The organism is Amycolatopsis sp. NPDC033938 (assembly GCF_055575975.1).
Map to the genome: position 1 here is coordinate 268415 of NZ_JBVIRO010000008.1, position 25336 is coordinate 293750.

Genomic DNA, 25336 nt, shown 5'->3' on the forward strand with positions numbered 1-25336 from the left:
CTACTTGCGACGCCGCGCCGCTCCTACGACACTCGCAACCCCAACACCTCTGAACCTCAGGGGGAAAGGCTGTTATGAACGGGACTTTCATTGCAAAATTTGCAATGAAAGTCCCGTTCATAACACGTCAACTCGAGGCGCGCCGCTCAGAACAGCGTCGGAACGATCGCGTCGATCAGGTGCGGTCCCGGTTCGGCGAGCGCGCGCTGGAACTGCTCGGCGAGTTCCTCCGCGGTCGTCGCCCGCGTCGCCGGGACGCCCATGCCCTCGGCGATCTTGACGAAGTCCATGTCCGGCCGCGAAAGGTCGAGCAGCTCGTTCGCCTTGGGACCGCTGGCGTCCGCGCCGACGCGCTGCAGCTCCAGCCGCAGGATCGCGTACGCGCGGTTGTTCAGCAGGACCGTGGTGACGTTGAGATTTTCCCGAGCCTGGGTCCACAACGCCGAAATCGTGTACAGCGCGCTGCCGTCGGACTGCAGGTTGATCACCGGCCGGTCCGGCGCGGCGACGGCCGCACCGGTCGCGACGGGCATTCCGTAGCCGATCGCGCCGCCGGTCAGGGTCAGCACGTCGTGCCGCGGCGCCCCCGCGGTCGCGGCGGGCAGCAGCAGACCGGACGTGTTCGCCTCGTCCGCGATGATCGCGCGCTCCGGCAGCAGCGCGCCGATCACGTCGACCCAGTTCTGCGGCGTCAGCGGCCCGGACGGTAGCGCGGGCCGGGAGGCCTGCTGCAGCACCGGCTCCGTCTCGGCGGCGACCAGCTCCGCGATGTCGTTCAGCGCGCGAGGAACGTCCTGCCCGATGTCGGCCAGCACGTGAACCTGCGCGCCTTCGGGAACCAGGTCGCTCGCCTTGCCCGGGTACGCGAAGAACGACACGGGCGCTTTCGTTCCGGCGATGATCACGTGCTTGATCCCGTCGAGCTGGTACGCGACCTGCTCGGCGAGGTAGCCCAGCCGCTCGATCGTCGGCAGGCCCTCGCCTCGTTCGAGCCGCGAGGGGAACGTCTCGATGAACGCCTTCGCCCCCGTCGCGGTGGCGATCCGGCTGGTCGCGAGCAGGCCTGCCTCGCGGCAACCACTGCCACCGACGAGGAGCGCGACCGGTTCGCCACTGGTCAGCACGTCGGCGATGTTCTTCACCTTCGTCGCGTCGATGACCTGCGGGATCCGCGGCGGGATGGGCGCGCAGGTCTCACCGCCCTCGCCCCACGACGCGTCCGCCGGGAGGATCAGCGTCGCCACCTGTCCGGGCGCGTCCTGCGACGCGGCCACCGCCGCGGCCGCGTCGGCGCCGACGTCCTTCGTGTGCTCGGAGCGCCGGATCCAGCCGTCGAGCGAACCGGCCACGGCCTCGATGTCCGATTCGAGCGGGGCGTCGTACTGCTTGTGGTAGGTCGCGTGATCGCCGATCACATTGACGATCGGGGTGTGCGCGCGGCGCGCGTTGTGCAGGTTCGCCAGGCCGTTCCCGAGACCCGGGCCGAGGTGCAGCAGCGTGGCCGCCGGCTTCCCGGCGATGCGCGCGTACCCGTCCGCCGCACCGGTGACCACACCCTCGAACAGGCCGAGCACGCCGCGCATCTCGGGCACGGTGTCGAGCGCGGCCACGAAGTGCATCTCCGAGGTACCGGGATTCGAAAAGCACACATCGACACCACTGTCGACGAGCGTGCGGATCAGGGACTGGGCGCCGTTCATCTCACTCACTTTCAAGCCCTCTCAGCGAAAAGAACGCCGGGGTTGAGGATCCCGGCCGGGTCGAAGCTTTCCTTGATCCGGCGCATCAGCGCGATCTTCGCCGGGTCCTCCAAATCGAGGAAGTAGGCGGACTTGGCCTGCCCCAGGCCGTGCTCGCCGGAGATCGCGCCGCCGAGTTCCATGCCGAGCGCGAACATGTCGGTCAGCAGCTTCTTCCGCTTTTCCGCGTCCTTGCAGAAGATGGCCAGGTGGACGTTCCCGTCACCCGCGTGCCCGCAGCCGAGTGCGCCCGCTTCACGCGACAACGCCATTTCCCTGGCGCGGCGCAGGAATTCCGGCATCGCGGCCCTGGGGACCACCACGTCGATGACATCATCGGCGCCCGCCGCCTTGGCCGTCCAAAACGCCTTCTCGCGGGCTTCGATGAGCTTGCGCGCTGAACCGCCCTCGAGCACGTACACGTCCATCGCGCCGACATCGCTCAGCAGTCCGCCGAGTTCCTCGATGTCGGCGTGCAGCCGGTCGTTGTCGCGGTTTTCCAGCGCCACCACCAGGTACGCCTGCGCGGAGTCGCGGATGTCGTCCGGGACGCCGAGGCTGAGCTTCTCGTTGTAGCTGATCGCGGCGAGCGTCAGATTGTCGATGTATTCGAGGATGTGCGGCGCGAGCCCGCTGGAGATGATCTTCGGGACGACGGTCATCACCTCGTCGAAGGTCTCGAACGGGGCGAGCACCGTGGCGCCGTGCGGCAGGCGCGGGTACAGCTTCACGATGATCTCGGTCGCGATCGCGAGCGTGCCTTCCGAGCCGATGATCAGCTGGGTCAGGTCGTACCCGGTCGACACCTTCGAGGTCTTGCCGCCGGTCCGGATGATCTCGCCGGTGGGCAGCACCGCTTGCAGCCCCACGACGTTGTGCCGCGTGACGCCGTATTTGACCGCGCGCATCCCGCCCGCGTTCGTCCCGACGTTGCCGCCGACACTCGCGCTCAGTTCGCCAGGGTGGACGGTGTAGCCGAGTCCGGCCGCGGTGGTCTTTTCGTCCAATTCGGACAGTGTGACGCCGGGCTGGACGACGGCGACATGGTTCTCGACGTCGACCTCCAGCACCGCGTTCATGCGCTCGAAAGAGATCACCATGCCGTTCTCGCTCGGCCGCGCGCCGCCCGAAAGCCCCGTGCCCGACCCTCTCGCGGTGACCGGCACGCCGTGTGCGGTCGCCGCTTTGAGCAGCTCCGCGACCTCCTCGGCGCTGCCGGGTTTCGCCAGGTAAGCGGGCTGCTGCGGGGCGGCCGTCAACGCCTCGTCGTGTGCGTAGTCCTCGGGGATCGTCTCGCCTGACAGCAGATTCGTGTCCCCGACGATCTCGGCGAACCGTGCCGCAACATCGCCCATCGACAGCCCTTCCTCACGCGTCCTTGCCTGGTTACCGAAGCGTAGTACGTCCCGGGCGGCGACGGCTATGAATCCTTTTCACGTTTGCTGTCCCGTGGTCACAACCTCGCGACAACCTCACTCGGTTACCCATGTCGCAGCGGGCCGCGGCGGCCCGCCGGAAGGGGTGGACGCTCGATGGGACCAAGAATGAGAAGGATCGCGACGCTGGGAGCGGCGCTCGCGGTCCTGTTCGGGCTCGCGATACCGGCGGCCGCGAGCGGGCAGGCGGGCTGTACGGCGCCCGTGGTGAACGTCAGCGGCGTCAGCCAGGCCGAGGGGACGAGCGCCGGGTACACCACCCTCCTCTTCACCGTCTCGATCGCCGACGGCGGTTGCGCGCCGCAAGGTTCGGTCGAGTACCGGACGATCGAAGGCAACGGCTCGCCGGTCGATCCGGCGTTCATCGCCAGGGAAAGCGTCGATTACCTGCCGAGCGCCGGCACCCTCGTCTGGTCGGGCAGGACGGTCACCCAGACCGTGCCGGTCCGGGTCCGCGCCGATTCCGGCGTCGAGGAAGACGAGATGTTCTCCCTCCGCCTGTCCGATGCGAAGGGCCTGCGGATCGGGCACAGCGTCGGTGTCGCCTGGGTGGCCGACGACGACGCGGTCAAGGCCGCGCCGCTGGCCACCACCCAGGAAGGCGAGATCTGCTGGTCGGTTCCGCCCGCCTTCGCCCAGGGCGGCGGTTGCAAGGTGCCGGTCGTGCTCTCCCGGCCGTGGCTGGCGGGACCGCTCACGATCCGCTATCGCACCGAAGGTTCCGGCCATGTGCCGGTGAAGGACGGTGTCGTGGTCTTCCAGCCAGGGCAGACGAGGGGATACGCCGAGTTCACGGTTTTGCCGGATCAGGCGGGAAAGGCGCGGGTCGAGTTCTTCGAGCCGTCGGACGGCAAGCTCGTGTACGGGACCTCGACGGTGGTGATCAGCCCCGGCCGGTGACCAGATCGGCCTCGGCCGTCGCGTTCGCCCGCCGGTACAGCTCGATCGCTCGGGCCCAGTGGGTGGCCGCGGCGGCCGTGTCGCCGCACCGCGCCTCGAGATCACCGAGGTCGCGGTGCAGGTGAGCCTCCTCGTACGGATCGGGAACCCCGGCCCGGACCGCGAGGCCGTGTTCCAGGTTCTCCCGTGCCGCGGCCAGATCGCCGAGCCCGAGGTGGGCGCGGCCGAGCCGGTCGAGCGCGGCCGCCTCGCTGTGCCGGTTACCGACGTCCCGGCTGATCACCAGGGCCTGGTCGAAATCGTCCCGCGCGGCCCGGAAGTCGCGGCGGGCAAGGTGGACCTGGCCGGCGTGCAGCAGCGATTCCCATTCCTGCCATCGGTCTCCGATCGCCCGGGACGCGGCCAGCGCCTTGCCGAGATGTTCCAGCGCGACCTCGTGATCACCGAGTTCCTCGTAGGCCTCGCCGAGCGTGTCCAGGGTGGCGGCCTCCAGCCGGGCGTTGCCGAGTTCGCGGAACGTCTCCAGTGCGGCCGCCAGCGGGGCGAGGCCGTCGATCGCCTGGCCGCGGCGGATGTAAGCATGGCCGAGGTTGCGCTGCGAGAGCGCGCGCCCGAGCCGGTTGCCCGCCTCGGTGCACCGCTCCACCGCGAGCCGGTACGCGCTGATGGCCTCGTCGAACCGGCGCAGCGCGGCGTAGGCGTTCGCGGTGTTGTTGTGGATATGCCCTTCGCCTTCGAGATCACCCGCCGCGCGGGCGGCCTTCAACGCGCGGGCGTTGGTTTCGAGCGCGTCCGTCAGCCTGCGGGTCATGAAGTAGGCCGCGCCCAGCGCGCGCAGCATTTCCGCCTCCGCCAAGGGATCGGCGAGTTCGGCGGCCGCCGCGGCCCCCTCGCGGCAGAGGCCGATGCGCTCGTTCCAGCCGCCCGTGGTGTCGTAGAAACTGGTGAGCAGGTAGGTGAGCTGCCAGGCGGCGGTGTTGCGGCCGTGTTCGCGCGCGAAGCGCACCACGGGCAGCAGATTCGCGCGTTCGGCACCCAGGAACGCCAGTGCCGCACGCCTTTCCGCCGGGAACGGCCGCTCGGGCGCGGGATGGCGCAGCGCCGGGGTGACCAGATCGCGGTTCGGGTCGATGATCCGGTTCGCCTCGGCTGCGACGTGCAGATACCAGTCGATCAGCCGGTCCGCCGCTTCGGCGCGGCTCGACGTCGTTTCGTCGGCGCGAGCGCACGCGACGGCGAATTCGCGGATCAGATCGTGGAAGCGATAGCGGTCCGGACCGGCCGGGGTGATCAGATGCGCGGCGGACAACGCGGCACACGCGGTCCGGCCTGCTTCGGCGGACACCCCGCACAGCGCGCCTCCGAGTGCCGAACCGAACGACGTCCCCGGAGTCGACCCGGCGAGCCGGAACAACCGCGCCGAAGCGTGGTCCAACGGCAGGTACGCGCTCGCGAGGACGGTTTTGACCGTTCGAGAATCTCCTTGCACCGCAAGGGTTTCCAAGCGCCCGGCGCCGGTCAGCTCGTGGGTGAGCTCCGCGATCGGGCGGTCCGGCTCACCGGTCAGGCGCGCGGCCGCGATCCGCAGTGCCAGCGGCATCCCGTCGCACAGCCTGGCCAGCCGCGCCGCCTGTCCGGGTTCGCGGGCGACTCGATCGGCACCCAGTACCCGGGTGAGCAGGGTCATCGATTCCGGGTCGGCCAGCGCGTCGAGGGCGAGCACATGGACGGCGTGCCTGCTGCCGAGCGCGGCGAGGGTCTGCCTGCTGGTCACGATCAGCATCGCCTTCGCCGTTCCGGGGACGAGAGGCAGGATCTGGTCGACGCCGCCCGCGTTGTCCGCGACGATCACGCAGCGCCTGCCGTGCAGCAGCGAGCGGTAGAGCGCGGCGCGTTCGGCCGTCGCGTCGGGCAACCGGTCGTCGGGGAGGCCGAGTCCGCGCGACAGATGCGCGAGCGCGTCACCGGGGGAGACGGCGTCGCGAGGGTCGTGCCCGGCGAGATCGAGGAAGAGCTGGCCGTCGGGGAAGCGGTCCGCGATTCGGTGTGCCCACTGCACGGCTAGCGCGGATTTGCCCATCCCGGCCGCGCCGGAGATGACCACGACCGGTGGCTCAGGTTCGTCGAGGAGCCTGTCCAGCGAAGCGAGTTCCTGCTGACGTCCGGTGAAATACCCGACCCGGGCGGGGAGCTGGGCGGGCGCCGTGCCGCGGGCGGGCGCGTCGAGTTCGGGTGCGCGGCGAAGGATCGCCGTATGCAGTTCGACCAGTTCCGGGCCGGGATCGGCGCCGAACTCCTCGGCCAGCCCCCGGCGCACGGACTGGAAGGTTTCGAGTGCTTCGGCGTGCCTGCCGCAGCGATGCAGGGCGAGCATGTGCAGCGCGGCGAGCCGTTCGCGGTAGGGGTGCCCGGCCCGCAGCCGCGGCAGTTCCCGGACGACCTCTTCGTGGTCGCCGAGCCGGAGTTGCGCGTGCAGGAGTTCTTCCCAAGCGGACAGCCACAGTTCCTGGAGGCGTTCGACCTCTCGGAGCCCCCAGCCGTCCAGTTCGGCGTCTGCGAACGCTTCGCCGCGCCAGAGCCGCAGCGCCTCGCGCAACGCCGTCACCGCCTGGCCGGGCGAGTTCCCCTTGGCAGCACGAAGTGTTTCCTCGAAGCGGAGAGCGTCGACTGAGGACGGCGCGACCGTGAGGACGTACCCGGGTTTACGGGTCAGCAGTACCGGCGGGAACCCGCAGTCCTCCAGCGCCTGCCGGATTCTCGCGACGTGGCTGTGCAGGGTCTTCACCGCGGTGCGGGGCGGGTCCTCGCCCCAGAGGACGTCGACCAGCCGCGGGATCGGCACGACCGTGCCCGCGTGCAGGGCGAGGACGCCGAGCACGGCTCGTTGGCGGGCGCCGTGAAGCTCCGCCCGCCCGGTGGGGCCGATCGCTTCGACCGGGCCCAGCACCCGTAGTTCCCCTGGCCCGGGCACCCCCGCTCCCTCCGGCTGGTGACCCCGGTGAGCGTATCCGGGTCAAGACCCACCCAAATCGGCCGATTAGGGCACACGATCTCGACAACCCCGCCACAACCGGCTTGGCCGACGGTCGGTGGATCGAATGTTCCACCCAAGGAGGGACCATGATCCTCAGGAATCAGCGGCGCCGCCGAACGCTGCTCGCCTCGGCCGTCTTGGCGGTCGCGACGCTGTTCGCGGGTGTCGCACCGGCCGTGCAAGCCGCACCGGAAGGTCGCGCCGACGTCTTCATCCGCGACAACACGTCCGACGTCGGGTTCGAGCCCTCGACCGGTTCGCTGTACTCCAGCCCCGACATCCGGGTGTGCAACTCGCCGGGACCCGTATGCCCCGCCGACCAGCCGGTCGTCCAGGGGAGCACCGCCTACATCAACGTTTTCCTGAACAACCCCGGTCCGTACGGGGACGCGCTCGAGAAGGGCACGCTGCAGCTCTACTACACGAAACAAGGCACCGTGGCGCAATGGTCGAGCCAGTGGAACTACATCGGTTCGGCCACCGACGTGAGCGTGCCCTACGGCGTCAAACGGGTCGTCATCCCGTGGAAGGTGCCGTTCGGCTCGCACTTCTGCCTGCTGGCCCGGTGGCTTTCGCCGACCGATCTGCCGACCGAGGGCCCGAGCACGTCCGCGAACACGCGGAACAACAACAACATCGCTTGGCACAACGTGAACGTGATCCCGTTCAAGATCAAGGTCCCGCAGCTCAGGCCGATCGTGTTCGGCTGGGACGGTCCCGATCCCACCACCATCGGTGATCTCGTCTTCACCCAACCTGGCAGGCCGTTCACCGGCCCGGGGCGGATCACCATCGACCTCGGTCCCGATCTCGCCGCACGCTGGCGGGCGGGCGGCGCGAAGGGTGAGGGCATCGAACGGGTCGGCGAGACCGAGCTGGCCATCGTGAACCCGCAGCGGGCCCGGATCGGCGGACTGACGTTCAAGTCGGGCGAACAGGTGGACGCCAAGCTGAACTTCACCGCCGGAGCCGAAGCGGAGGGCGGGCAGTACACCGTCCACGTGACCCAGGTCGACCAGCGCGGCGGAGAGGTCGGCGGCGTCGAATACCGGCTCGAAGGCGAACGACAGTAAGCCAGGGAGGGGTGCCGGCCCGTGGGCGGTGAGGGGAGATTCCCTTACCGCCCACGGGTTTCACGCCCGTGCGAACGAAAGCGTCTCGCCCTCGACTCCGCGCAGCCAGAGATCCTGCGCGGCTTCCGCCATTTCGGCCAGCCCCTCTTCGATGGTCGCGAACACGTTGCCGGGCACCCAGCCCGCGTCGCCGTTGATCAGCAGGTTGTTGCGGCCGTAGAAGATCGCGAGGTCCGTCGCACCCTGATCGCTGTGCGCCTCACTGTCCTCGTCGTAGCCGTACGCCGGGTTGCCGATCTCCCACGCCTCGAAGCCGAAGTACACGACGTCGCCCGGGATCGGCGTCACCGTGGGGTTTTCGCGGCCGGGTTTCGGCTCGGCGAAGGGCGGCACGAGGGTGTAGACCTCGTTCCTGGCGTACTTCGCGTGGTAAGCGGAACCGCTCTGCGGCAACGCGTCCCAGACCGCGCGGCAGGTCCGCGGGGCCTCGGCGTCGAGCAGCCGGGCCCGGCAGGACACCCCGCGCTTGTCGAGGGTGATCGTGATGTAGCGGGCCATCACTCGACCCCCGCCACGACGTCGCCCCAGATCCGCAGGGCGTCGTCCACCTGCTCGGCGTTGACGACCAGCGGCGGGACCATCCGGACGACGTTCATGTACGCCCCACAGGTCAGCAGCAGCAACCCGTTGGCGGACGCGGCTTTCTGCGCCGCCTGGGCCTTCGCCGTGTCCGGCTCGCCGTCCGGGGTGGTGAATTCGGAACCGACCAGCAGCCCCAGCCCCCGGACGTCGCCGATCGACGGCGACTTGTCCGCGATCACCCGCACCCCTTCGAGCAGCTGCCGTCCGCGTTCGGCGGCGTTCTCGACCAGCCCTTCCCGCTGGATCACCTCGAGTGTGGCGATCGCCGCCGCGCAGGCCACCGCGTTGCCGCCGTAGGTCCCGCCCTGCGAACCGGGGAGCGCCTTCGCCATCAGCTCCTCCGACGCGGCGATGCCCGAGATCGGGAACCCGCTCGCGAGTCCCTTCGCGATGAGCACGATGTCCGGGCGCACCCCGAAGTGGTCGTGACCCCAGAACTTGCCCGTCCGGCCGAAGCCGGTCTGGATCTCGTCCATCACCAGCAGGATCCCGTGCTTGTCGGCGCGTTCCCGCAGACCGGCCAGGAACTCGGTATTCGCCGGGACGTACCCGCCCTCGCCGAGCACCGGCTCGATGAAGAACGCGGCCGTCTCGTTCGGCGCGCAGACCGTCGCGAACAGGTAGTCGAGCTCCCGCAGGGCGAACTTCGTCGCGGTCTCCTCGTCCCAGCCGTAGTGGAAGGCGTAGGGAAAGGGTGCGACGTGCACGCCCGACATGAGCGGCGAGATCCCGGCGCTGAACCGGGTCCCCGAGGTCGTCATGGTCGCCGCCGCGACCGTCCGGCCGTGGAACCCGCCCTGGAAGACGATGACGTTGGGACGTTTGGTCGCCTGCCGCGACAACCGGAGCGCCGCCTCGACGGCCTCACTGCCCGAGTTCGCGTAGAAGAGGGAATTCAGGCCCTGCGGCAGGACGCTGCCCAGCTTCTCCGTGAGCTCCAGCATCGGCTTGTGCATGACCGTCGTGTACTGGCCGTGGATGAGCTTGCCGATCTGCTCCTGCGCGGCGCTCACCACGTGCGGGTGGCAGTGGCCGGTGCTGGTCACGCCGATGCCGGCGGTGAAATCCAGGTGACGTTTGCCATCGGTGTCGTAGAGGTACACCCCTTCACCGTGGTCGACCACGACCGGCGTTGCCTGCTTGAGCAGCGGTGATAGCTGGGCCATGGGCTGCGCTCCTAGGTCGGCTGAGCTGTTGTCGATTGTTGACAATATCCATAGCATGGCGTTCGGGACAACATGGAGGAGCGTTGGGATGAGTTCGATCAGTGAGGCCGGCGTAGTCGCGGCGGTCGACAAGGAACTGTTCATCGGCGGCAAGTGGGTACCCGCCGCGAACGGGAAGACCTTCCCCGTTCTCGACCCCTCGACAGGTGAAGCCCTGTGCGAGGTGGCCGACGCGTCACCGGCGGACGGTGTCAGCGCACTCGACGCCGCCGTCGCCGCGCAGGCCGACTGGGCGAACGTCGCCCCGCGCGAACGCGGCGAGATCCTTCGCCGCGCCTACGAGCTGCTCGTGAAGCGCGCCGACGAACTCGCGCTGCTCATGACCCTCGAGATGGGCAAGCCGCTCGCGGAGTCGAAGGGCGAGATCACTTACGCGGCCGAGTTCTTCCGCTGGTTCGCGGAGGAGGCCGTCCGGATCGACGGCGGTTACGCCGTCGCGCCCAACGGGGCCGGCCGGTTCTTGGTGACGAAGCAGCCCGTCGGGCCGTCCCTGCTGATCACGCCGTGGAACTTCCCCATGGCGATGGGCACCCGCAAGATCGGCCCCGCGGTCGCGGCCGGCTGCACGATGGTCATCAAACCCGCTGCGCAAACCCCCCTTTCGATGCTGGCCCTCGCGGCGATCCTCGCCGAAGCGGGGCTGCCCGAAGGTGTGCTGAACGTGCTCACGACGTCGGACTCCGGCGGCGTGATGGAACCGCTGATCCGGGACGGCCGCGCCCGGAAGCTGTCCTTCACCGGTTCCACCGGCGTCGGGCGGAAGCTGTTGGAACAGTGCGCGGACAAGGTGCTCCGCACGTCGATGGAACTCGGCGGCAACGCCCCCTTCCTGGTCTTCGAGGACGCCGACCTCGACGCGGCGATCGAAGGCGCGATGACCGCCAAGATGCGCAACATCGGCGAGGCCTGCACGGCCGCGAACCGCTTCTACGTCCAGCGAGGCATCGTCGACGAGTTCTCCCGTCGCCTCACCGAGCGCATGGAGGCCCTGCCGATGGGCCGGGGCACCGAGGAAGGTGTCGTCGTCGGCCCGCTCATCGACGAAGCCGCGGTCGAGAAGGTGAGCGGCCTCGTCTCCGACGCCGTCGATCGAGGAGCGCGCGTCCTCACCGGCGGGTCCACCGTGGACGGTCCGGGCAACTTCTATCAGGCCACGGTGCTCACCGATGTGCCCAAGGAAGCCAGGCTGGCGTCGGAAGAGATCTTCGGGCCGGTCGCCCCGATCACTCCGTTCGACAGCGAGGACGAGGCCATCGCGGCGGCGAACGATACCGAATTCGGTCTAGTGTCCTATGTGTACACCTCCGATCTCAAGCGGGCGCTGCGGGTTTCGGAACGGCTGGAAGCCGGCATGATCGGCCTCAACCAAGGGCTGGTCTCGAACCCGGCGGCACCGTTCGGCGGGATCAAGCAGTCCGGGCTCGGCCGTGAAGGTGGCTCTGTCGGTATCGACGAGTTCCTCGAGACCAAGTACATCGCGGTGGCTCTGTGATGTCTCAAGTAGGGATGTCTCAAGTAGGGACATCTCGAGCAGGGACTTCTTATCGGATCGCCAGCATTCCCGGCGACGGGATCGGTGTCGATGTCACAGTCGAGGCGCGCAAGGTCCTCGACCGCGCGGCGGCTTCACATGGTTTCTCCTTGTCCTGGAAGGAATTCGACTGGAGCTGCGAGCGGTACACCAAAACCGGTTCGATGATGCCCGAGGACGGGATCGAGCAGCTTTCCCGGTTCGACGGGATCCTTCTCGGCGCCGTCGGCTTTCCCGGTGTCCCGGACCATGTCTCGTTGTGGGGCCTCCTCATTCCGGTGCGGCGCGCGTTCACCCAGTACGTCAACCTCCGGCCGGTCCGGTTGCTGCCGGGTACGACCTCGGCGCTGGCAGGCCGGAGCGCCGAAGAGTTGGAGATGGTGATCGTCCGCGAGAACTCCGAGGGCGAATACTCGGAGATCGGCGGCAGGCACAATCGTGGGCAGGGCAACGAGTTCGTCTTACAGGAATCCGTGTTCACGCGGGTCGGGGTGGAGCGGATCGTCCGCTACGCCTTCGAACTGGCGAAGACGAGGACTGGACGGGTCTGCTCGGCGACGAAGTCCAACGGGCTCATTCACTCGATGCCGTTCTGGGACGAGATCTTTTCCGAAATCGCCTCGGAATATCCGGACGTGCGAGCAGAACAGTGCCATGTCGACGCGCTCGCCGCGCGGATGGTGCAGGCGCCGGACCGGCTCGACGTCGTGGTCGCTTCCAATCTCTTCGGCGACATCCTGAGCGACCTGGCGGCGGCCGTGACGGGTGGGCTCGGAATGGCGCCTTCGGGCAACATCAATCCCTCCGGGGAGTTTCCTTCCATGTTCGAGGCTGTGCACGGTAGCGCTCCCGACATCGCCGGACAGGGCATCGCGAATCCGGTGGCGCAGATCCTGGCGGGGGCGATGCTGCTCGACCATCTCGGAGAAACCGCTGCGGCACAAGACATTCACGCTGCGGTGGAGAAGGTTCTCGAGGAGGGGGCCGTGCAGACCCCGGACCTCGGCGGGAAGTCCACCACCGCCGAACTCGGGTCCGCGGTGGTCGCCGCTCTATCTTGAACCATTCCCATAGAGGCGTGTCAAGTCCCACGCGGCACATTTCTCGCCAGTGATGCCATGAACGGGACTTTCATTGCGAAATTCGCAATGAAAGTCCCGTTCATGGCATCGGCGAGTTCGGACTTCGCTGGTCGAGTCGGAAAGGAAGGTCCAACTCCGAGCCGTCGGTTTTTGTCGGTGCCCCGGTGCACAGTGTCGGTCACCGCATTCGACGACTGGAGGAGTGCCGATGTGCTGGCATTGCGACAACCCCGGGAAGACACGCGACGACTACCTCGCCGAGGAGGTCCGTCCGCTGATCCGGAAGTACGGCTGGATGGTGCAGACCGTCGAGCGCGGGTACGCCCAACCCGGCTTCGCGTACACGGTCGGGCTCACCGACGCCGGGCTGCCGGAACTCGTCGTCACCGGGCTGAGAGAGCGAAGATCCGGGCAGCTGCTGAACTATTTCGCTCAGCGGATCGTCCGGTCGGGCCCGCCGGAACCCGGTGAGGTGCTGCCGGCGGAGGTCGGCTGGCCGGCGTTCGAGGTCGTTTCGCTCGGTTCGCCGTCGGCGCACATGCTCACCGCCGTCCTCCTGTACGGCCCCGATTTCCGTGCCCTGCAACTGGTTTACGAGGACGAGCACGGGAACTGGCCGTGGGACAGGGAGTTCCGCGGTGGGACGGGCGGGCAGCCGGTGCTGGGAGCGCGTGGCCGTGGCTGAATCCCTAAGGAACCGCGGGAGCCTCGCCCACCCGCAGGCTGGTCCCCGGCGCCAGCCGCTGGACGGCGTCCTCCATATGGGCTTCCAGCAGCGACAGCGCGGTCTCCTCGTCACCTGCGCGCAGGGCCTCGATGATCCGGGTGTGTTCGGTGACCCGTTCTTCGACCCGCTGATAGGTCCCCTGCAGCGCGGTGAGGCACATCCGCGTCTCGATCAGCAGGGTGCGCGCCATCCGCACGAGCCGCTTGCTGCCGGAGGCCGCGATCAGTGCTTCGTGGAAGCGGAGGTCCGCCCAGGAGAGCGCGGTCGGATCGTCGTCGTCGGCGGCGACGGCCATGGCCCCGACGGCCTGTTCGAGTTCGTCGGCGACCTTCTCCCGGTCGCCACGCAGCGCCCGCAGCATCGCGGCGCGTTCGATGGCCGAGCGTGCCGAGTAGATGTCGTAGACGTCGCCGGGTTCGAGGTCGATCACGAACAGGCCGCGGTGGCGCTCGCTGCGCAGGAGCCCTTCGGAGACGAGATGCTGCATCGCCTCCCGCAACGGCCCTCGCGAGACCTGGAATCGGGAGGCCAGTTCGGTCTCGCCGAGCTGGGTACCGGGCGGAAGGGCGCCGGTCATGATCGCGTCCCGCAGCTGGCGCGCGATGATCCCGGCGGTCGATTCCCGGCTGACCGGCTCGATATCCGGCAAGGACATGGTTCAGTTGCCTCTCTGCCCGAACAATGCGCCCAGGGTGCGGACGAGCGGGGACTTCCCGGTGAGCCGCAGGCCTTCCCAGACGGTGACCTGATTGGCTGTCAGCACCGGCTTGCCGAGCCGCGTTTCGAGCGTGTTGATCTCGCCGAGGGTGCGCATGGCCGTGTCGGGGACGAGCAGTGCGTCAGCGTCCGGGTGGTCGCGGCTCACCGCGAGTTCGACGACCGCCTGCGGGCTGAGTTCGCCGACCTCGGCGGCGGTGTCGATGTCCGCGCTGCCCATCGAGACCACTTCGATCCCGCCGGCGCCGAGGAAGTCGACGAACAACCGGGCGACGTCGTCCGGGTAGCTGGCGGCGACCGCGACCCGCCGGACACCGAGCGCTTGAGCGGCGTGGACGAAGGCGAAGGAGGTGCTCGACGCCGGGACGCCCGCGACGGCGGCCAGCCGGTCGGCCTGGTCCCTGGCACCTTCCCAGCCGTAGACGAAGCTGCCGCTGGTGCATGCCCACACCACCGCGTCCGGTTCGTGCTTGGCCAGTAGCGCGGCGCCGTCGGCGAGACGGCTTTCGCTGCCGAGGTCCAAGAGTTCGGGCACGGCGTGCAGATCGGTCCCGTAGATGTGCTCGACCGGCAGCTTGATCCCGGCCATGTCGCCGCCGAGGAGCTGTTCCGCGAGCGGGTAGTCGTCTTCGGCGGCGTGGTCGGGGTAGATGAACCCGATCGTGGTCGTCTCGGACGGCGGCTCGGGCGGGGTGAGCGGCGTGTTGGGCACGGGACCTCCGGAGGCAGATTGTCGACAATCGTAGGGGAAGAGGTCAATCGACCTCGCGGAGCCACTTGCCGGGCCCGACGATCGGCAGCTGCATCCGCCGGAGACAGGCCCACATCGTGAGCTGGTTCGCGGTGAGGACGGGTTTGCCGAGCGCGCTTTCGAGCGGCTCGATCAGATCGTAGGTGGGGAGGTTGGTGCAGCTGACGAAGATGGCGTCCGCGTCGGCGTGGTCGGCGGCGAGGATGCGTTCGGCGATGGTCCGGTAGCTGACCTTCCAGATGCCGCCGCCCAGGCCGAGGTGATCGCTCGAGACGGTCCGCACGCCGAGTTCGTCCAGGAAGTCGTGCAGCTTCCCGGTCAGGTCGCCGTCATAGGGCGTCAGCACCGAGACCCGGTGGAGGTCGAGCTGGTGCAGGACCTCGGCCAGCGCTCCGGAGGTGGTGACGGCGTCCGGAGCGCCCGCGTCACAGATCGCCTTGGTCAAGGACCGTTCGTAGTCCACACCGTTGACGAAACTGCCGGAGGTGCACAGATACGCGACGACTTCGGGCTCGACGTGGAGCACGTCCCTCGTGGCGGCGGCGAGGTGTCTGCTGTCGCTGACGAGCTGGGCCATCTCCATGCTGACGGGCACGGGCTCATACGGCGTCCGTGCCAGATGGAGGGAGACCTCCATGGGCACCCAGCGCCACAGCTCGCGTTCCAGGGCCAGGTCGAAGGGAGCGATCACGCCGATGCCGCGTTGCGCCAAGGGCCCTTCGAACTCCAGTAAGTCGAAATCCAAGTCTCAGCCTCCGGAAACTTCTGCAGTCACAGTCCGGTGCTCCGGGGGTCGTTCCTCGGATTGTTGACAATCATACGAGCCACTTTTACGGTGTCAACGTGATCGCCTCGGAGACCCCTGTGCTGGCGGTGCTCTGCGGAGACGCACGCCCACCGGACATGCGCGCTATCGAAGCCGGAGCGGTGGTTCGTTACACCGACGAGGCCGGGTTGGCCGATGCGTTATCCGGAGCGGACGCGCTCTTCGTCTACGACTTCCTGTCAACGGCGGTTCCCGGCGCCTGGCCTGCTGCGGACAAGCTGCGCTGGCTGCATATCGCCAGCGCCGGCGTCGATCCGGTGCTCTTCCCCGGCCTGCAGGAGAGCGACGTCGTGCTCACCAACTCGCGCGGTGTGTTCGACGGGGCGATCGCCGAGTACGTCCTCGGTGTCGTCCTCAGTTTCGCCAAGGACTTCATCCGGTCGTGGGATCTGCAGCGGCGGAAGGAGTGGCGGCACCGGGAGAGCGAGCGGATCGACGGCCGCCGGGTCCTCGTGGTCGGTACCGGGCCGATCGGCCGGTCGATCGCGCGGCTGCTGCGGGCGGCCGGGATGTCGGTGGCGGGCGTCGGACGCCGTGCCCGTGAGAACGATCCTGACTTCGGGGACGTGTACGCGTCCTCGGAGCTGACGCGCCACCTTCCCGGGGCGGACTACGTCGTCGCGGTCGCGCCTCTGACCGAGCAGACGAAGGGCATGTTCGACGCCGAGACCTTCGCCGCGATGAAGCCCGGCGCGCGGTTCGTCAACGTGGGCCGCGGCGAACTGGTCGTCACCGCCGACCTGGTCGGCGCGTTACGGGACGGACCGCTCGGCGGTGCGGCGCTCGACGTCTTCGACACCGAGCCGCTACCGCCCGAAAGTCCTTTGTGGACGATGGAGAACGTGCTGATCTCGCCGCATATGTCGGGCGACTTCGTCGGCTGGCGTAATACTCTGGTAGAGGTGTTCGCGGACAACTTCCGTCGCTGGCGCGCGGGGGAGCCACTGCGCAACGTCGTGGACAAGCGGCTCGGATACGTGCCGTCGGAGACGCTTCGCCAAGGTTAGGGGCCGGATGAACGACACCAAGTTGACCGCGAGCGAGCTGGTCGCCGCGTACGCCACCGGAGAACTGTCGCCGGTCGAGACCACGCAGAACGCGTTGCGCGTCATCGAAGAACGCGACGGCGATACCAACGCCTTCTGCCTTGTCGATCCCGAGCGCGCACTCGAGCAGGCGAAAGCGTCCGAAGTCCGCTGGCGCGACGGTAATCCGATCGGCTGGCTCGACGGTGTCCCGGCCTCGATCAAGGACATGTTCCTGACGCAGGGCTGGCCGACGCTGCGTGGTTCGCGGTGCATCGACCCCGACCAGCCGTGGGACGTCGACAGCCCGGTCACCGCGCGCCTGCGTGAGAACGGCTTGGTACTGCTGGGAAAGACCACGACACCGGAACTCGCGTGGAAGGGTGTCACCGACAACACGCTGACCGGGGTCACCCGCAATCCAGTCGACCCGTCGAAGACGGCGGGCGGATCCAGCGGCGGGAGCGCCGCGGCCGTCGCGGCGGGCATGGGCGAGCTCTCCGTCGGCACCGACGGCGGTGGCTCGATCCGGATTCCGGCTTCGTTCTGCGGAATCGTCGGCCTCAAACCGACACACGGCCGGATCCCGCTGTTCCCGGCGAGCCCGTTCGGCCCGCTGTCTCATGCCGGCCCGATGGCTCGTTCGGTGGACGACACCGCGCTGCTCCTCGATGTCCTCGCGATGCCCGACTACCGCGACCCGGCCGCGCTCGCTCCGCCCGTCTCGACCTTCCGTGAGGCCGTCCGCCGGGACGTGCGCGGGCTGATCGCCGCTTATTCGCCGACGCTCGGTTTCGTCGACGTCGACCCGGAGGTCGCGGAGATCGTCAAGTCTGCCGTCCAGTCGCTGGGCGACGCGGGTCTGCACATCGAAGAGGCCGATCCCGGCTTTAGTGACCCGAAGGACGCCTTCGACATCCTGTGGTCGACGGGCGCGGCCAAGTGGCTGGACACCTTCCCCGCCGGTTCGGAGACCAAGGTCGACCCGGGCCTGCGGAAGGTGTGGGAGTTCGGCAAGACCTTCTCGGCGAGCGACTACCTCGGCGCCAACGCCGAGCGGGCCGCGCTGGGCATCCTGATGGGCGAGTTCCACACGCGCTACGACGTGCTGATCACGCCGACCCTCCCGATTCCCGCTTTCGAAGCCGGACACGAGGTGCCGCCGGGCAGCGGGCTGAGCGGGTGGCCGGACTGGACGCCGTTCACCTATCCGTTCAACATGACCCAGCAGCCCGCCATCAGCGTTCCGGCAGGCCGCACCTCCAGTGGTCTCCCGGTCGGCCTCCAGATCGTCGGCCCCCGGCACTCCGACGACCTGGTGCTCGCGGTCGCGAAACTTCTCGAAGAGGTCCGTCCCTGGCCGTGACCTGCGGAAAGGGAGCAGGGGACCTTTGCTATCGCTCGTGAGGGCGTGCGGTCAGGGCCGGGCCGCGTGGGTTTTGCGGACCAGGCCCCGCACCTGCCCGCTGCACAGGGCGAGGCAGGTGGCGGCCACGACCAGCGCGGCGCACGCGAGCAACGTCGTGCCGATCCCGAAGTGCTGCGCCGCCGGGCCCGCCGCCATCTGCCCCAGCGGCAGAGCGATGAAGGAACCGAGCATGTCGTAGGAGTAGACACGCGCGAGTTTGTCCTCGGGCACGTTCTCCTGCAGGGAGACGTCCCACGCCACCACGAACTGCTCGATCGCCAGGCCGGAGACGAACATGGCCGCCAGCAGCAGCGGCAGCAAGGGCGCCTGGCCGAGCAGGATCAACGGCGGAGCCTCGAAGAGGATCACCGCGACTCCGATGAACAACGCGCGGCGCGGTTGCCAGCGGGCGACAAGGACGCCGCCGACCAGTGAGCCGATCGTCTGTGCCGCGAGAGCGAATCCCCAGCCGGAGCGGCCGAAGGTGCTGTCGGCGACGAGGGGGCCGAGTACCGCGATCCCGCCGGCGATGACGGCGTTCACCACCATGAACTGGACGACCACGACCCACACCCAGGTCCGTGACCGGAACTCGCGCCAGCCTTCGGCGAGTTCCGCCAGCGGACGGCTGCCGGGGATCCGTTCCCGGCGATTGAGGCGGATCCGCCGGTAGGACAGGGCCGAGCCCAGGAACAGCAGCGCGTTCCCGCCGAGCGCCCAGCCGGGGCCGACCGCGGTGACCATGAGGCCGCCGATCCCGGCGCCGGCGATCCGGCCGGAGTTCGAGAGCAACCTGCCCAGCGCGTTGGCCGGTGCCAGCAGTTCGACGGGCACCGTCAGCGGGGTGAGTGACGCCGAGGCCGGTGCGGAGATCGCGGCCACCGCGCCGTTGACCACGCTCAGCGCGACCAGCAACGGGACGGAAGCGAATCCACAAAGGACACTCGCCGCGATGGTCGCCTGGGTCAGCGTGGCGGCGAGTTCGGTGCCCTGCAGGATCACCGATCGCGGCAGCCGGTCCGCCAGCACCCCGCCGAACAGCAGCAACAGCACACTCGCCACCGACCGCGCGCCGACGACGATGCCGATGTCGACGGCCGATCCCGTCAGGTCGATCACCGCGAACGCCAAGGCGAGCGGGGCGACGGCGTTGCCGAACTCGCCGAAGGTCCGGCCGCCGATCAGCCAGCGGAAGTTGCGATGGCGCAGCGGCTCGCGCAGTGACGTCACGATCGCGCCATCTCGAACATCGCGACCGTCGCGCTGACCGGGATCGTGCCGCGGGTCCGGGGCGGTCGCGCGGCCGAATGCAGAAGCCTGCTCAGCTCGCGCGCGTGCCCGAGCGCCTTCTCCCAGGTCCCGCGGTCGACCCACATCTCCGCGTCGGTCATCGAGCCGTGTTCGCCGAGGAGCCGGAATTCGCTGCGGCGCATGAGTTCTTCGGCCATCGTCGCGATGAGCAGCTGCTCTTCCCCCGGATTCGTCGAGGCGAACCGCCTGCCGGACTCCGGATCGTGCCGGTAGCGCTTCGCCAGCCCGCCCCGGATCCGGACCTCCTCGGCGACGTCCAGCAGTCCGGCCTCGTGCAGCCGCCGCACGTGATAGCTGACGTTCGCCTGTGTCTCGCCGAGTTCGCGGGCGGCTTCGGCCGCGCTCATCGCGGCACCGGTCAAAAGCGACAGAATGCGCAGCCGTACGGGATGCGCGAGGACGCGAAGCCCTTCGAGGCTCGGGGAATCCGGCATGGGGACGAGTATCGACTGCCGGGACGCCAACCGGCAAACAGTTATTTGGGGGTTTCGTTGGCCGGGAGATCCGGTGCGGTGCACCGACGTCTGTGCTGTGCTGGAGACATGCGTATGACGACATTGGGCCGGAGCGGTCTCGAGGTGTCGAGGATCGCCTTCGGCACCTGGCAGCTCGGTGGGGACTGGGGTTCCTTCGACGAGGACGCGGCGATCGCCGCCATCCACCACGCCCGCGAACTCGGGGTCGGCTTCTTCGACACCGCCCAGGCCTACGGTTTCGGGAAATCCGAGGCGCTGCTCGGGAAGGCGTTGCGCGAGGAACTCAAACGCGACCGCGACAACATCGTCATCGCCACGAAGGGCGGCATCAAGCCGCGTTCCGAACGGCCACGCGACTCCCGGCGCGAGTGGCTGACGCAAGGAATCGAGGACAGCCTCCGCTTCCTCGACGTCGACCACATCGACCTCTACCAGATCCACTGGCCCGATTCCGACGCGCCCGCCGAGGAGACCGCGGGGATCCTCCAGGAGTTCGTCGACGCGGGGAAGATCCGGCACATCGGCGTCTCGAACTACGACGCCGCGCAGCTCGCCGACTTCGACAAGACCCGTCCGGTCGAAACCCTGCAGCCGCCGTACCACCTGTTCCGCCGGGACATCGAGACCGATCCGCTGCCGTACGCGCGGGAGAACGACATCGGCGTGCTCGTCTACAGCCCGCTGGGCAGCGGCTTGCTCACCGGGGCCTTCACCCCGGAGACGACGTTCGAGAAGACCGACTGGCGTTCGCGATCCTCGGCGTTCACCGGAGAGAACTTCCGGCGCAATCTCGCCGTCGTCGACAGGCTCAAGGAATTCGCCGCGGACAAGGGGATCTCGGTCAGTCAGCTCGCGATCGCGTGGACCCTCGCCCAGCCGGGCGTGCACGTCGCGATCGTGGGCGCGCGCAAGGCCGCCAACATCGAAGCCAGTCTCGCCGCGGCCGATGTCGACCTGACCTCGGACGACCTCGCGGAGATCGACCGGCTCACCGCCGACGCGGTCCCCGTGTCGGGCGCCAGTCCGGAAGGCGTCGCTTAAAGCTTGAACTCGGTACCGTCCAAAGGAAGTGAGGCGCCGCCGTCCAGCACGGCGGCGTGCTCCGGTGAGGACGGGTCGACGACCGGGTTCGTGTTGTTCAGATGGGTATAGACCCAACGCGGACCAGGCCGGAGTTTCGCGAGACTGCCGGTGATCGGCAGATGCCCCATCGCCGATTGCGCGCCGTCCCCGACCTTGGCGTCGGTGGCCCCCGACATCTCGTCCGGCGCGTGGAAAGTCCCGTCCAGTAGTACCAGACCCGCATCGCGAGTGAACTCGTCGAATCCGTCCGGCCAGCTCTTCAGGCAGGGTGCGTACACGAAGACGCCGCCGGTCCGGACGTCCTCGATCCGGTACGCCACCACCCAAGGACCGTCCTCTGTGGACGAGCTTGCGTACTTCGGTCGTTTGTCACTCACCGGAAGCACGCTCACCCGGAGCCCCTCGATGTCGACCTTCGACGTCGGCAGCCAGTCCCAGCCCCCGTAGCCGTCGATGATCGACCGCGCGGGGAATTGCTCGGACAGCGCGTGAAGCACCGCCTCCGGTGCCCACACCGGAAGTCCGCCGGCTTCCCGCAACATGAGCAGGCCCAGCGAATGGTCGAGCTCCGCGTCGGTGAGCAGCACGCCGCGCAGCGGGATCTCTCGCGGCCCCGGCCCGGCACGGAGCGGCGGCGTGGCGAGGATCTGCGCGCGGATGTCGGGCGACGCGTTGAGCAGGTACCAGCCCTTGCCGTCCGCGCTCACCGCGACGCAGTCCTGCGTCCGGGGCGGAGCGTCCGAAGTGCACAGTGCGCAGGCGCAGTTCCATTGCGGGAAACCGCCACCCGCCGCGGTGCCGAGCAGGACCACCCTCATCGGGGTGCCCGCATGACCAGTTCGTCCGTGCGAGGCGGCGTGGCGAGGATGAGATCGACGACGTCGCGATGCGGCGAACGTGAGCACACCGGGTCCGTCGCGGCGGGGTCACCGGTGAGCTGGAACGCCTGGCACCGGCAGCCGCCGAAGTCGATCGAGCGCCGCTCGCAGGTCCCGCAGGTGTCCGGCATCCAGTCCTCGCCGCGGTAAGCGTTGAAGGAACCGGATTCGTACCAGATCCGGGCCAGCGGCATGGTCCGCACGTTGTCGAACTCCAGCGTCTTGATCGCTGTCGACGCCGGGCACGGCAGCACGTCCCCGTTGGGGGCCACGGTCAGTTGCCGCGCGCCCCAGCCGTACATGCACGGCTTGGGGTACTGCTCGTAGTAGTCGGCGACGACGTAGATGATCTCCATGCCGCCGCGCAGCCGGTCGGTGGCCGCGCGCACGATCGGCTCGGCCTCGTCGAGCTGGCGTCTGGTCGGCATCAGGGCGTCGCGGTTCCGTAGGGCCCAGCCGTAGTACTGCGTGTTGGCCAGTTCGAGCCGGTCCGCGCCCATTTCCTCGGCCAGCGCGATGATTTCGGCCAGCTGGTCGTGGTTCTGCCGGTGCAGGACGACGTTCACCGAAAGCGGCAGACCCGCCTTCTTGATCAGTCCGGCGACGGCCAGTTTCCGGTCGTGCGCCCGCGCGCCCGCGAGGCGGTCCGCGCGTTCGGCCGTCGCGCCTTGGACGGACAACTGGATATGCGCGATGCCGCGGGCCACGAGATCGTCCAATCTGGACTCCGTAAGTCCGAGACCGGACGTCACCAGGTTGACGTAGCAACCCAGTTCCGTGGCGTGCTCGACCAGGATGGGCAGATCCGGCCGGGCGAGTGGCTCGCCGCCGGACATGTGCACCTGGAGCACACCGAGTTCCCGTGCCTGCGAGAGTACGGACAGCCACTCCTCTGTGGACAGTTCGTCTTCGCGGGCGAGCAGTTCGACCGGATTCGAGCAGTACGGGCAATGCAGCGGGCAGCGATGGGTGAGTTCGGCCAGCATCCCCAGTGGCGGCGCGGCGGTGGAGGTGTTCAGGTCCATTCGACGATCCGCCGTTCTCCCAGCCGGGTCAGGACGTCCAGGATCTCTTCTTCGCGGACACCGGAATAGCGCTCGCGGAGCGCGGTCGCGATCGCGGCGACGTCCGCCTCGCCGTCACAAAGCCCGAGTACGGCGGCCGCCGTCGGATTCGGCACGAGCACACCTTCCGGGAAGAGCAGGACGTGCGTTTCCCTGGTCTGGTCATAGCTCAGCCGCACGCCGCGCCGCAGCCGCGGCACGGAGCGGGTGGTGATGGTGGTCATCGCTGTTCCTTGGTCGCGGCGCGCTCGATGGCGTCGAGCATGGACCAGAGCACGTCGGTCTTGAACGACAGCGCGGCGATCGCCTTCTCCTGCTGCTCGCGGGTGACGGCGTGCCGCACCACGATGTCGAGCGTTCCTTTGCCTTCACCGGAGACCTTGTCGATGCGATTGGTGAAGTAGGCAAGGTCTTCCTTGGCGATCCACGAGTAGTTCGCCAGCATGTCGGCGACCCGCCGTTGCATGAGGTGGCCGGCGAACATTTCGGTCAGCCCCGAAGCGACCCCTTCGAGCCAAGGTTTCGTGCGCGCGAAATTCACGTAGGCGTCGACGGCGAATCGCACCCCCGGGGCGACGTGCCGCTGGTCGAGGACCTCTTCGCGGTCGAGTCCGACAGCGGTGCACAACCGGAGCCATCGCTCGGCTCCGCCGTCTCCGGCTTTCGCTCCGTCGTGATAGACGATGCGGTCCAGCCATTCGCGGCGGATTTCCGGCAGCGGGCAGTTGCTGATGATCGCCGCGTCCTTCTGCGGGAGGACGCACTGGTAGTACCAGCGGTTCGCCGCCCAGATCTTCAATTCGTGCTCGGAGAGTTCGCCGCCGTGCATCCGCTGGTGGAAGGGATGCGTGCCCCAATACCGGTGGGAAAGTCCGCGCAAGGCCGCGATGAAATCCGACGACGACATGAGGGACACCGTGCTGCCTCCAACGGCTCGTTGATCGGGACGGCGGCGCGGTGGTGGGGGAACGGCCCCCACCACCGGATGCGAAATCAGTCCTCCATGCGGGCCGCGTAAGCGGTGACCTCCATGGGGGTTTCGTACTCGACGAAGTCGGGGGTGGTCCATACCTCGATGGTTTCGATCATTTCCGCTCCTAACGTCCACATGGGATCGAACAGGGCCGAGCCCCGTCACCCTAGAAGCGGGCCGCCGATTCTGACCAGACGTAAGAGCCAAGTTCCGGGCGGGTTTTGTAAAGTTTCCTACCTATGGCCGATCGAGTCCTCCCGCCGGTCACGCTCGGCGCACACAACGGTTAACGGAAAGCGCTTGCCTTAGCCCGTCCAGTGGTGTCCGTTTCGTCCTGTGGTGTGTTTGTATCCAACCCGACGGGCGTCCCCCGACCGCCCGTCATCCGCCGCCATCCGGGCTCCAGGGGTGTAGCTGAAGGAGGCGTCCCATGTCCTCATGTCGTACTCTCGCCGCCACGTTCGCCGCCATGACGGCCGCGGCGGTCGTCGCCGTTCCGGCCGCGACGGCGGCCGAAGCGCCGTCCGTCCAGGCGATCAGACAGCTCGCGAGCGGGCTCAACCAGGCCTGGTCGATCGACTTCCTGCCCGACGGCACCGGTCTCTTCACACAGAAGGACGCCAAGACGATCAGCAAGATCGACAAGGCGGGCAAGGTCACCACGGTGCAGACCATTCCCGGGGTGAGCGTCACGGCGGAGGCCGGTCTGCTCGGCATCGCCGTCTCGCCGCAGTACGCCACCGACCAGACGGTCTTCATCTACTACACGACCAGTTCCGACAACCGCATCGCCAAGCTGAAGCTGGGGCAGACGCCGACGCCGATCGTCACCGGCATCCCGCGTGGTTCGCAGTACCACCACGGCGGGCGGATCAGGTTCGGCCCGGACGGCTACCTCTACGCGGGCACCGGCGACGGCCAGAACGGCGCCAACGCGCAGGACAAGAACTCCCTCGGCGGCAAGGTCCTGCGGGTCACCACCGACGGCGCGCCCGCGCCGGGCAACCCGTTCAACAGCCGCGTCTACTCCTACGGCCACCGCAACGTCCAGGGGCTGACCTGGGTGAACGGGCAGCTGTACAACTCCGACATCGGCGCGAACAGGCTCGACGAGCTCAACAAGATCGAACCCGGCAAGAACTACGGCTGGCCGACCTGCGAAGGCCCGTGCAACACGGCGGGGATGACCAACCCCGTCAAGGCCTGGCCGACGTCCTCGGCGACACCGAGCGGACTCGCGGCCTACAAGGGCTCGCTGTACATGGCCTCGCTCAAGGGCGGTACCTACAAGCTCGACCTGAACGGCAACGGCGGCAAGCTCTGGACCAACCTCGGCCGTACGCGTGACGAGGTCGCCGGGCCCGACGGCCAGCTGTACACGATCACGCCGGGCGCCATCTACGTCTCCGACGGCAGCTAGCACCCGGCGCGTTT

General features: G+C 68.4%; 24 protein-coding genes. 9 read left to right on the forward strand and 15 right to left on the reverse strand.

Annotated features, from left to right (window positions below):
- Positions 1 to 146: 146 nt before the first annotated feature.
- Both ACZ5ZX_RS22215 and ACZ5ZX_RS22220 read right to left on the reverse strand, forming a co-directional pair.
- The gene (locus ACZ5ZX_RS22215) at positions 147 to 1700 is read right to left on the reverse strand and encodes an acetolactate synthase large subunit (protein WP_465503877.1); all 1554 of its coding nucleotides are present in this window, start codon (positions 1698 to 1700) and stop codon (positions 147 to 149) included.
- A gap of 11 nt (positions 1701 to 1711) precedes the next feature.
- Positions 1712 to 3094: an FAD-binding oxidoreductase gene (locus ACZ5ZX_RS22220; RefSeq protein WP_465503878.1), complete on the reverse strand. Its 1383-nt coding sequence runs from the start codon at positions 3092 to 3094 to the stop codon at positions 1712 to 1714.
- A gap of 189 nt (positions 3095 to 3283) precedes the next feature.
- Between ACZ5ZX_RS22220 and ACZ5ZX_RS22225 the strand changes: the two genes are divergently transcribed.
- Positions 3284 to 4075 (forward strand): Calx-beta domain-containing protein, encoded by a 792-nt coding sequence (locus ACZ5ZX_RS22225; RefSeq protein WP_465503879.1) that lies wholly within the window; start codon positions 3284 to 3286, stop codon positions 4073 to 4075.
- Here the strand turns inward: ACZ5ZX_RS22225 and ACZ5ZX_RS22230 are convergent.
- On the reverse strand, positions 4059 to 7046 hold the full coding sequence (locus ACZ5ZX_RS22230) for an AfsR/SARP family transcriptional regulator (RefSeq protein WP_465503880.1): 2988 nt from the start codon (positions 7044 to 7046) through the stop codon (positions 4059 to 4061). The genes ACZ5ZX_RS22225 and ACZ5ZX_RS22230 overlap by 17 nt on opposite strands.
- Positions 7047 to 7195: 149 nt before the next feature.
- Here ACZ5ZX_RS22230 and ACZ5ZX_RS22235 point away from each other — a divergent pair, with 149 nt between their 5' ends.
- Entirely contained in the window at positions 7196 to 8182 is a 987-nt protein-coding gene (locus ACZ5ZX_RS22235) for a hypothetical protein (protein ID WP_465503881.1), read from the forward strand.
- Positions 8183 to 8242: 60 nt separating this feature from the next.
- Here the strand turns inward: ACZ5ZX_RS22235 and ACZ5ZX_RS22240 are convergent, their stop codons facing one another.
- Both ACZ5ZX_RS22240 and ACZ5ZX_RS22245 read right to left on the reverse strand, forming a co-directional pair.
- Positions 8243 to 8740 carry a DUF3830 family protein gene (locus ACZ5ZX_RS22240; RefSeq protein WP_038508763.1) on the reverse strand — a complete coding sequence of 166 codons (498 nt, stop codon included), beginning with the start codon at positions 8738 to 8740 and terminating at the stop codon, positions 8243 to 8245.
- Positions 8740 to 9990 carry an aspartate aminotransferase family protein gene (locus ACZ5ZX_RS22245; protein WP_465503882.1) on the reverse strand — a complete coding sequence of 417 codons (1251 nt, stop codon included), beginning with the start codon at positions 9988 to 9990 and terminating at the stop codon, positions 8740 to 8742. Before ACZ5ZX_RS22245 ends, ACZ5ZX_RS22240 begins: the two co-directional genes overlap by 1 nt.
- Before the next feature lie 88 nt (positions 9991 to 10078).
- Here ACZ5ZX_RS22245 and ACZ5ZX_RS22250 point away from each other — a divergent pair, with 88 nt between their 5' ends.
- The 3 genes from ACZ5ZX_RS22250 to ACZ5ZX_RS22260 all read left to right on the forward strand — a co-directional run bounded on the left by ACZ5ZX_RS22250 (position 10079) and on the right by ACZ5ZX_RS22260 (position 13348).
- Positions 10079 to 11542, forward strand: a complete 1464-nt coding sequence (locus ACZ5ZX_RS22250) for an NAD-dependent succinate-semialdehyde dehydrogenase (RefSeq protein WP_465503883.1) — start codon at positions 10079 to 10081, stop codon at positions 11540 to 11542.
- A 14-nt stretch (positions 11543 to 11556) separates the two neighbouring features.
- Positions 11557 to 12642, forward strand: coding sequence for a tartrate dehydrogenase (locus ACZ5ZX_RS22255; RefSeq protein WP_465503884.1), 1086 nt, complete (start codon positions 11557 to 11559; stop codon positions 12640 to 12642).
- Between the two features lie 229 nt (positions 12643 to 12871).
- A complete protein-coding gene (locus tag ACZ5ZX_RS22260; protein WP_465503885.1) occupies positions 12872 to 13348 on the forward strand; it encodes a DUF4262 domain-containing protein in 477 nt (158 codons plus the stop codon).
- Between the two features lie 4 nt (positions 13349 to 13352).
- On the opposite strand, the gene ACZ5ZX_RS22265 is transcribed toward ACZ5ZX_RS22260, so the two are convergent.
- Genes ACZ5ZX_RS22265 through ACZ5ZX_RS22275 form a run of 3 tightly spaced genes read right to left on the reverse strand, consistent with a single transcriptional unit; the run spans position 13353 to position 15603 of the window.
- Entirely contained in the window at positions 13353 to 14045 is a 693-nt protein-coding gene (locus tag ACZ5ZX_RS22265; RefSeq protein ID WP_465503886.1) for a GntR family transcriptional regulator, read from the reverse strand.
- A gap of 3 nt (positions 14046 to 14048) precedes the next feature.
- A complete protein-coding gene (locus ACZ5ZX_RS22270) occupies positions 14049 to 14819 on the reverse strand; it encodes a maleate cis-trans isomerase family protein (protein ID WP_465503887.1) in 771 nt (256 codons plus the stop codon).
- A 43-nt stretch (positions 14820 to 14862) separates the two neighbouring features.
- Positions 14863 to 15603, reverse strand: a complete 741-nt coding sequence (locus tag ACZ5ZX_RS22275; RefSeq protein ID WP_465503888.1) for a maleate cis-trans isomerase family protein — start codon at positions 15601 to 15603, stop codon at positions 14863 to 14865.
- 98 nt (positions 15604 to 15701) lie between these two features.
- Between ACZ5ZX_RS22275 and ACZ5ZX_RS22280 the strand changes: the two genes are divergently transcribed.
- Positions 15702 to 16691 carry a D-2-hydroxyacid dehydrogenase gene (locus ACZ5ZX_RS22280; RefSeq protein ID WP_465503889.1) on the forward strand — a complete coding sequence of 330 codons (990 nt, stop codon included), beginning with the start codon at positions 15702 to 15704 and terminating at the stop codon, positions 16689 to 16691.
- A 7-nt stretch (positions 16692 to 16698) separates the two neighbouring features.
- Positions 16699 to 18075 carry an amidase gene (locus ACZ5ZX_RS22285; RefSeq protein ID WP_465503890.1) on the forward strand — a complete coding sequence of 459 codons (1377 nt, stop codon included), beginning with the start codon at positions 16699 to 16701 and terminating at the stop codon, positions 18073 to 18075.
- Positions 18076 to 18126: 51 nt separating this feature from the next.
- On the opposite strand, the gene ACZ5ZX_RS22290 is transcribed toward ACZ5ZX_RS22285, so the two are convergent.
- A complete protein-coding gene (locus ACZ5ZX_RS22290) occupies positions 18127 to 19347 on the reverse strand; it encodes an MFS transporter (RefSeq protein WP_465503891.1) in 1221 nt (406 codons plus the stop codon).
- Positions 19344 to 19862 (reverse strand): helix-turn-helix domain-containing protein, encoded by a 519-nt coding sequence (locus ACZ5ZX_RS22295; protein WP_465503892.1) that lies wholly within the window; start codon positions 19860 to 19862, stop codon positions 19344 to 19346. Before ACZ5ZX_RS22295 ends, ACZ5ZX_RS22290 begins: the two co-directional genes overlap by 4 nt.
- 114 nt (positions 19863 to 19976) lie before the next feature.
- On the opposite strand from ACZ5ZX_RS22295, the gene ACZ5ZX_RS22300 reads away from it, so the two are divergent.
- Positions 19977 to 20945, forward strand: a complete 969-nt coding sequence (locus ACZ5ZX_RS22300; protein ID WP_465503893.1) for an aldo/keto reductase — start codon at positions 19977 to 19979, stop codon at positions 20943 to 20945.
- Here the strand turns inward: ACZ5ZX_RS22300 and pqqB are convergent.
- The 5 genes from pqqB to pqqA form a co-directional block, all read right to left on the reverse strand.
- Positions 20942 to 21805, reverse strand: a complete 864-nt coding sequence (pqqB, locus tag ACZ5ZX_RS22305; protein ID WP_465503894.1) for a pyrroloquinoline quinone biosynthesis protein PqqB — start codon at positions 21803 to 21805, stop codon at positions 20942 to 20944. The two genes, ACZ5ZX_RS22300 and pqqB, sit on opposite strands and share 4 nt — an antisense overlap.
- Positions 21802 to 22890, reverse strand: coding sequence for a pyrroloquinoline quinone biosynthesis protein PqqE (gene pqqE, locus ACZ5ZX_RS22310; protein ID WP_465503895.1), 1089 nt, complete (start codon positions 22888 to 22890; stop codon positions 21802 to 21804). The genes pqqB and pqqE overlap by 4 nt, the downstream gene beginning before the upstream one ends.
- On the reverse strand, positions 22881 to 23153 hold the full coding sequence (gene pqqD / locus ACZ5ZX_RS22315) for a pyrroloquinoline quinone biosynthesis peptide chaperone PqqD (protein ID WP_465503896.1): 273 nt from the start codon (positions 23151 to 23153) through the stop codon (positions 22881 to 22883). Before pqqD ends, pqqE begins: the two co-directional genes overlap by 10 nt.
- A complete protein-coding gene (pqqC, locus tag ACZ5ZX_RS22320; protein ID WP_465503897.1) occupies positions 23150 to 23836 on the reverse strand; it encodes a pyrroloquinoline-quinone synthase PqqC in 687 nt (228 codons plus the stop codon). Before pqqC ends, pqqD begins: the two co-directional genes overlap by 4 nt.
- An 86-nt stretch (positions 23837 to 23922) precedes the next feature.
- Positions 23923 to 24018, reverse strand: coding sequence for a pyrroloquinoline quinone precursor peptide PqqA (pqqA, locus tag ACZ5ZX_RS22325; protein WP_007033797.1), 96 nt, complete (start codon positions 24016 to 24018; stop codon positions 23923 to 23925).
- 314 nt (positions 24019 to 24332) lie between these two features.
- Between pqqA and ACZ5ZX_RS22330 the strand changes: the two genes are divergently transcribed.
- On the forward strand, positions 24333 to 25322 hold the full coding sequence (locus ACZ5ZX_RS22330; RefSeq protein ID WP_465503898.1) for a PQQ-dependent sugar dehydrogenase: 990 nt from the start codon (positions 24333 to 24335) through the stop codon (positions 25320 to 25322).
- Positions 25323 to 25336 lie beyond the last annotated feature (14 nt).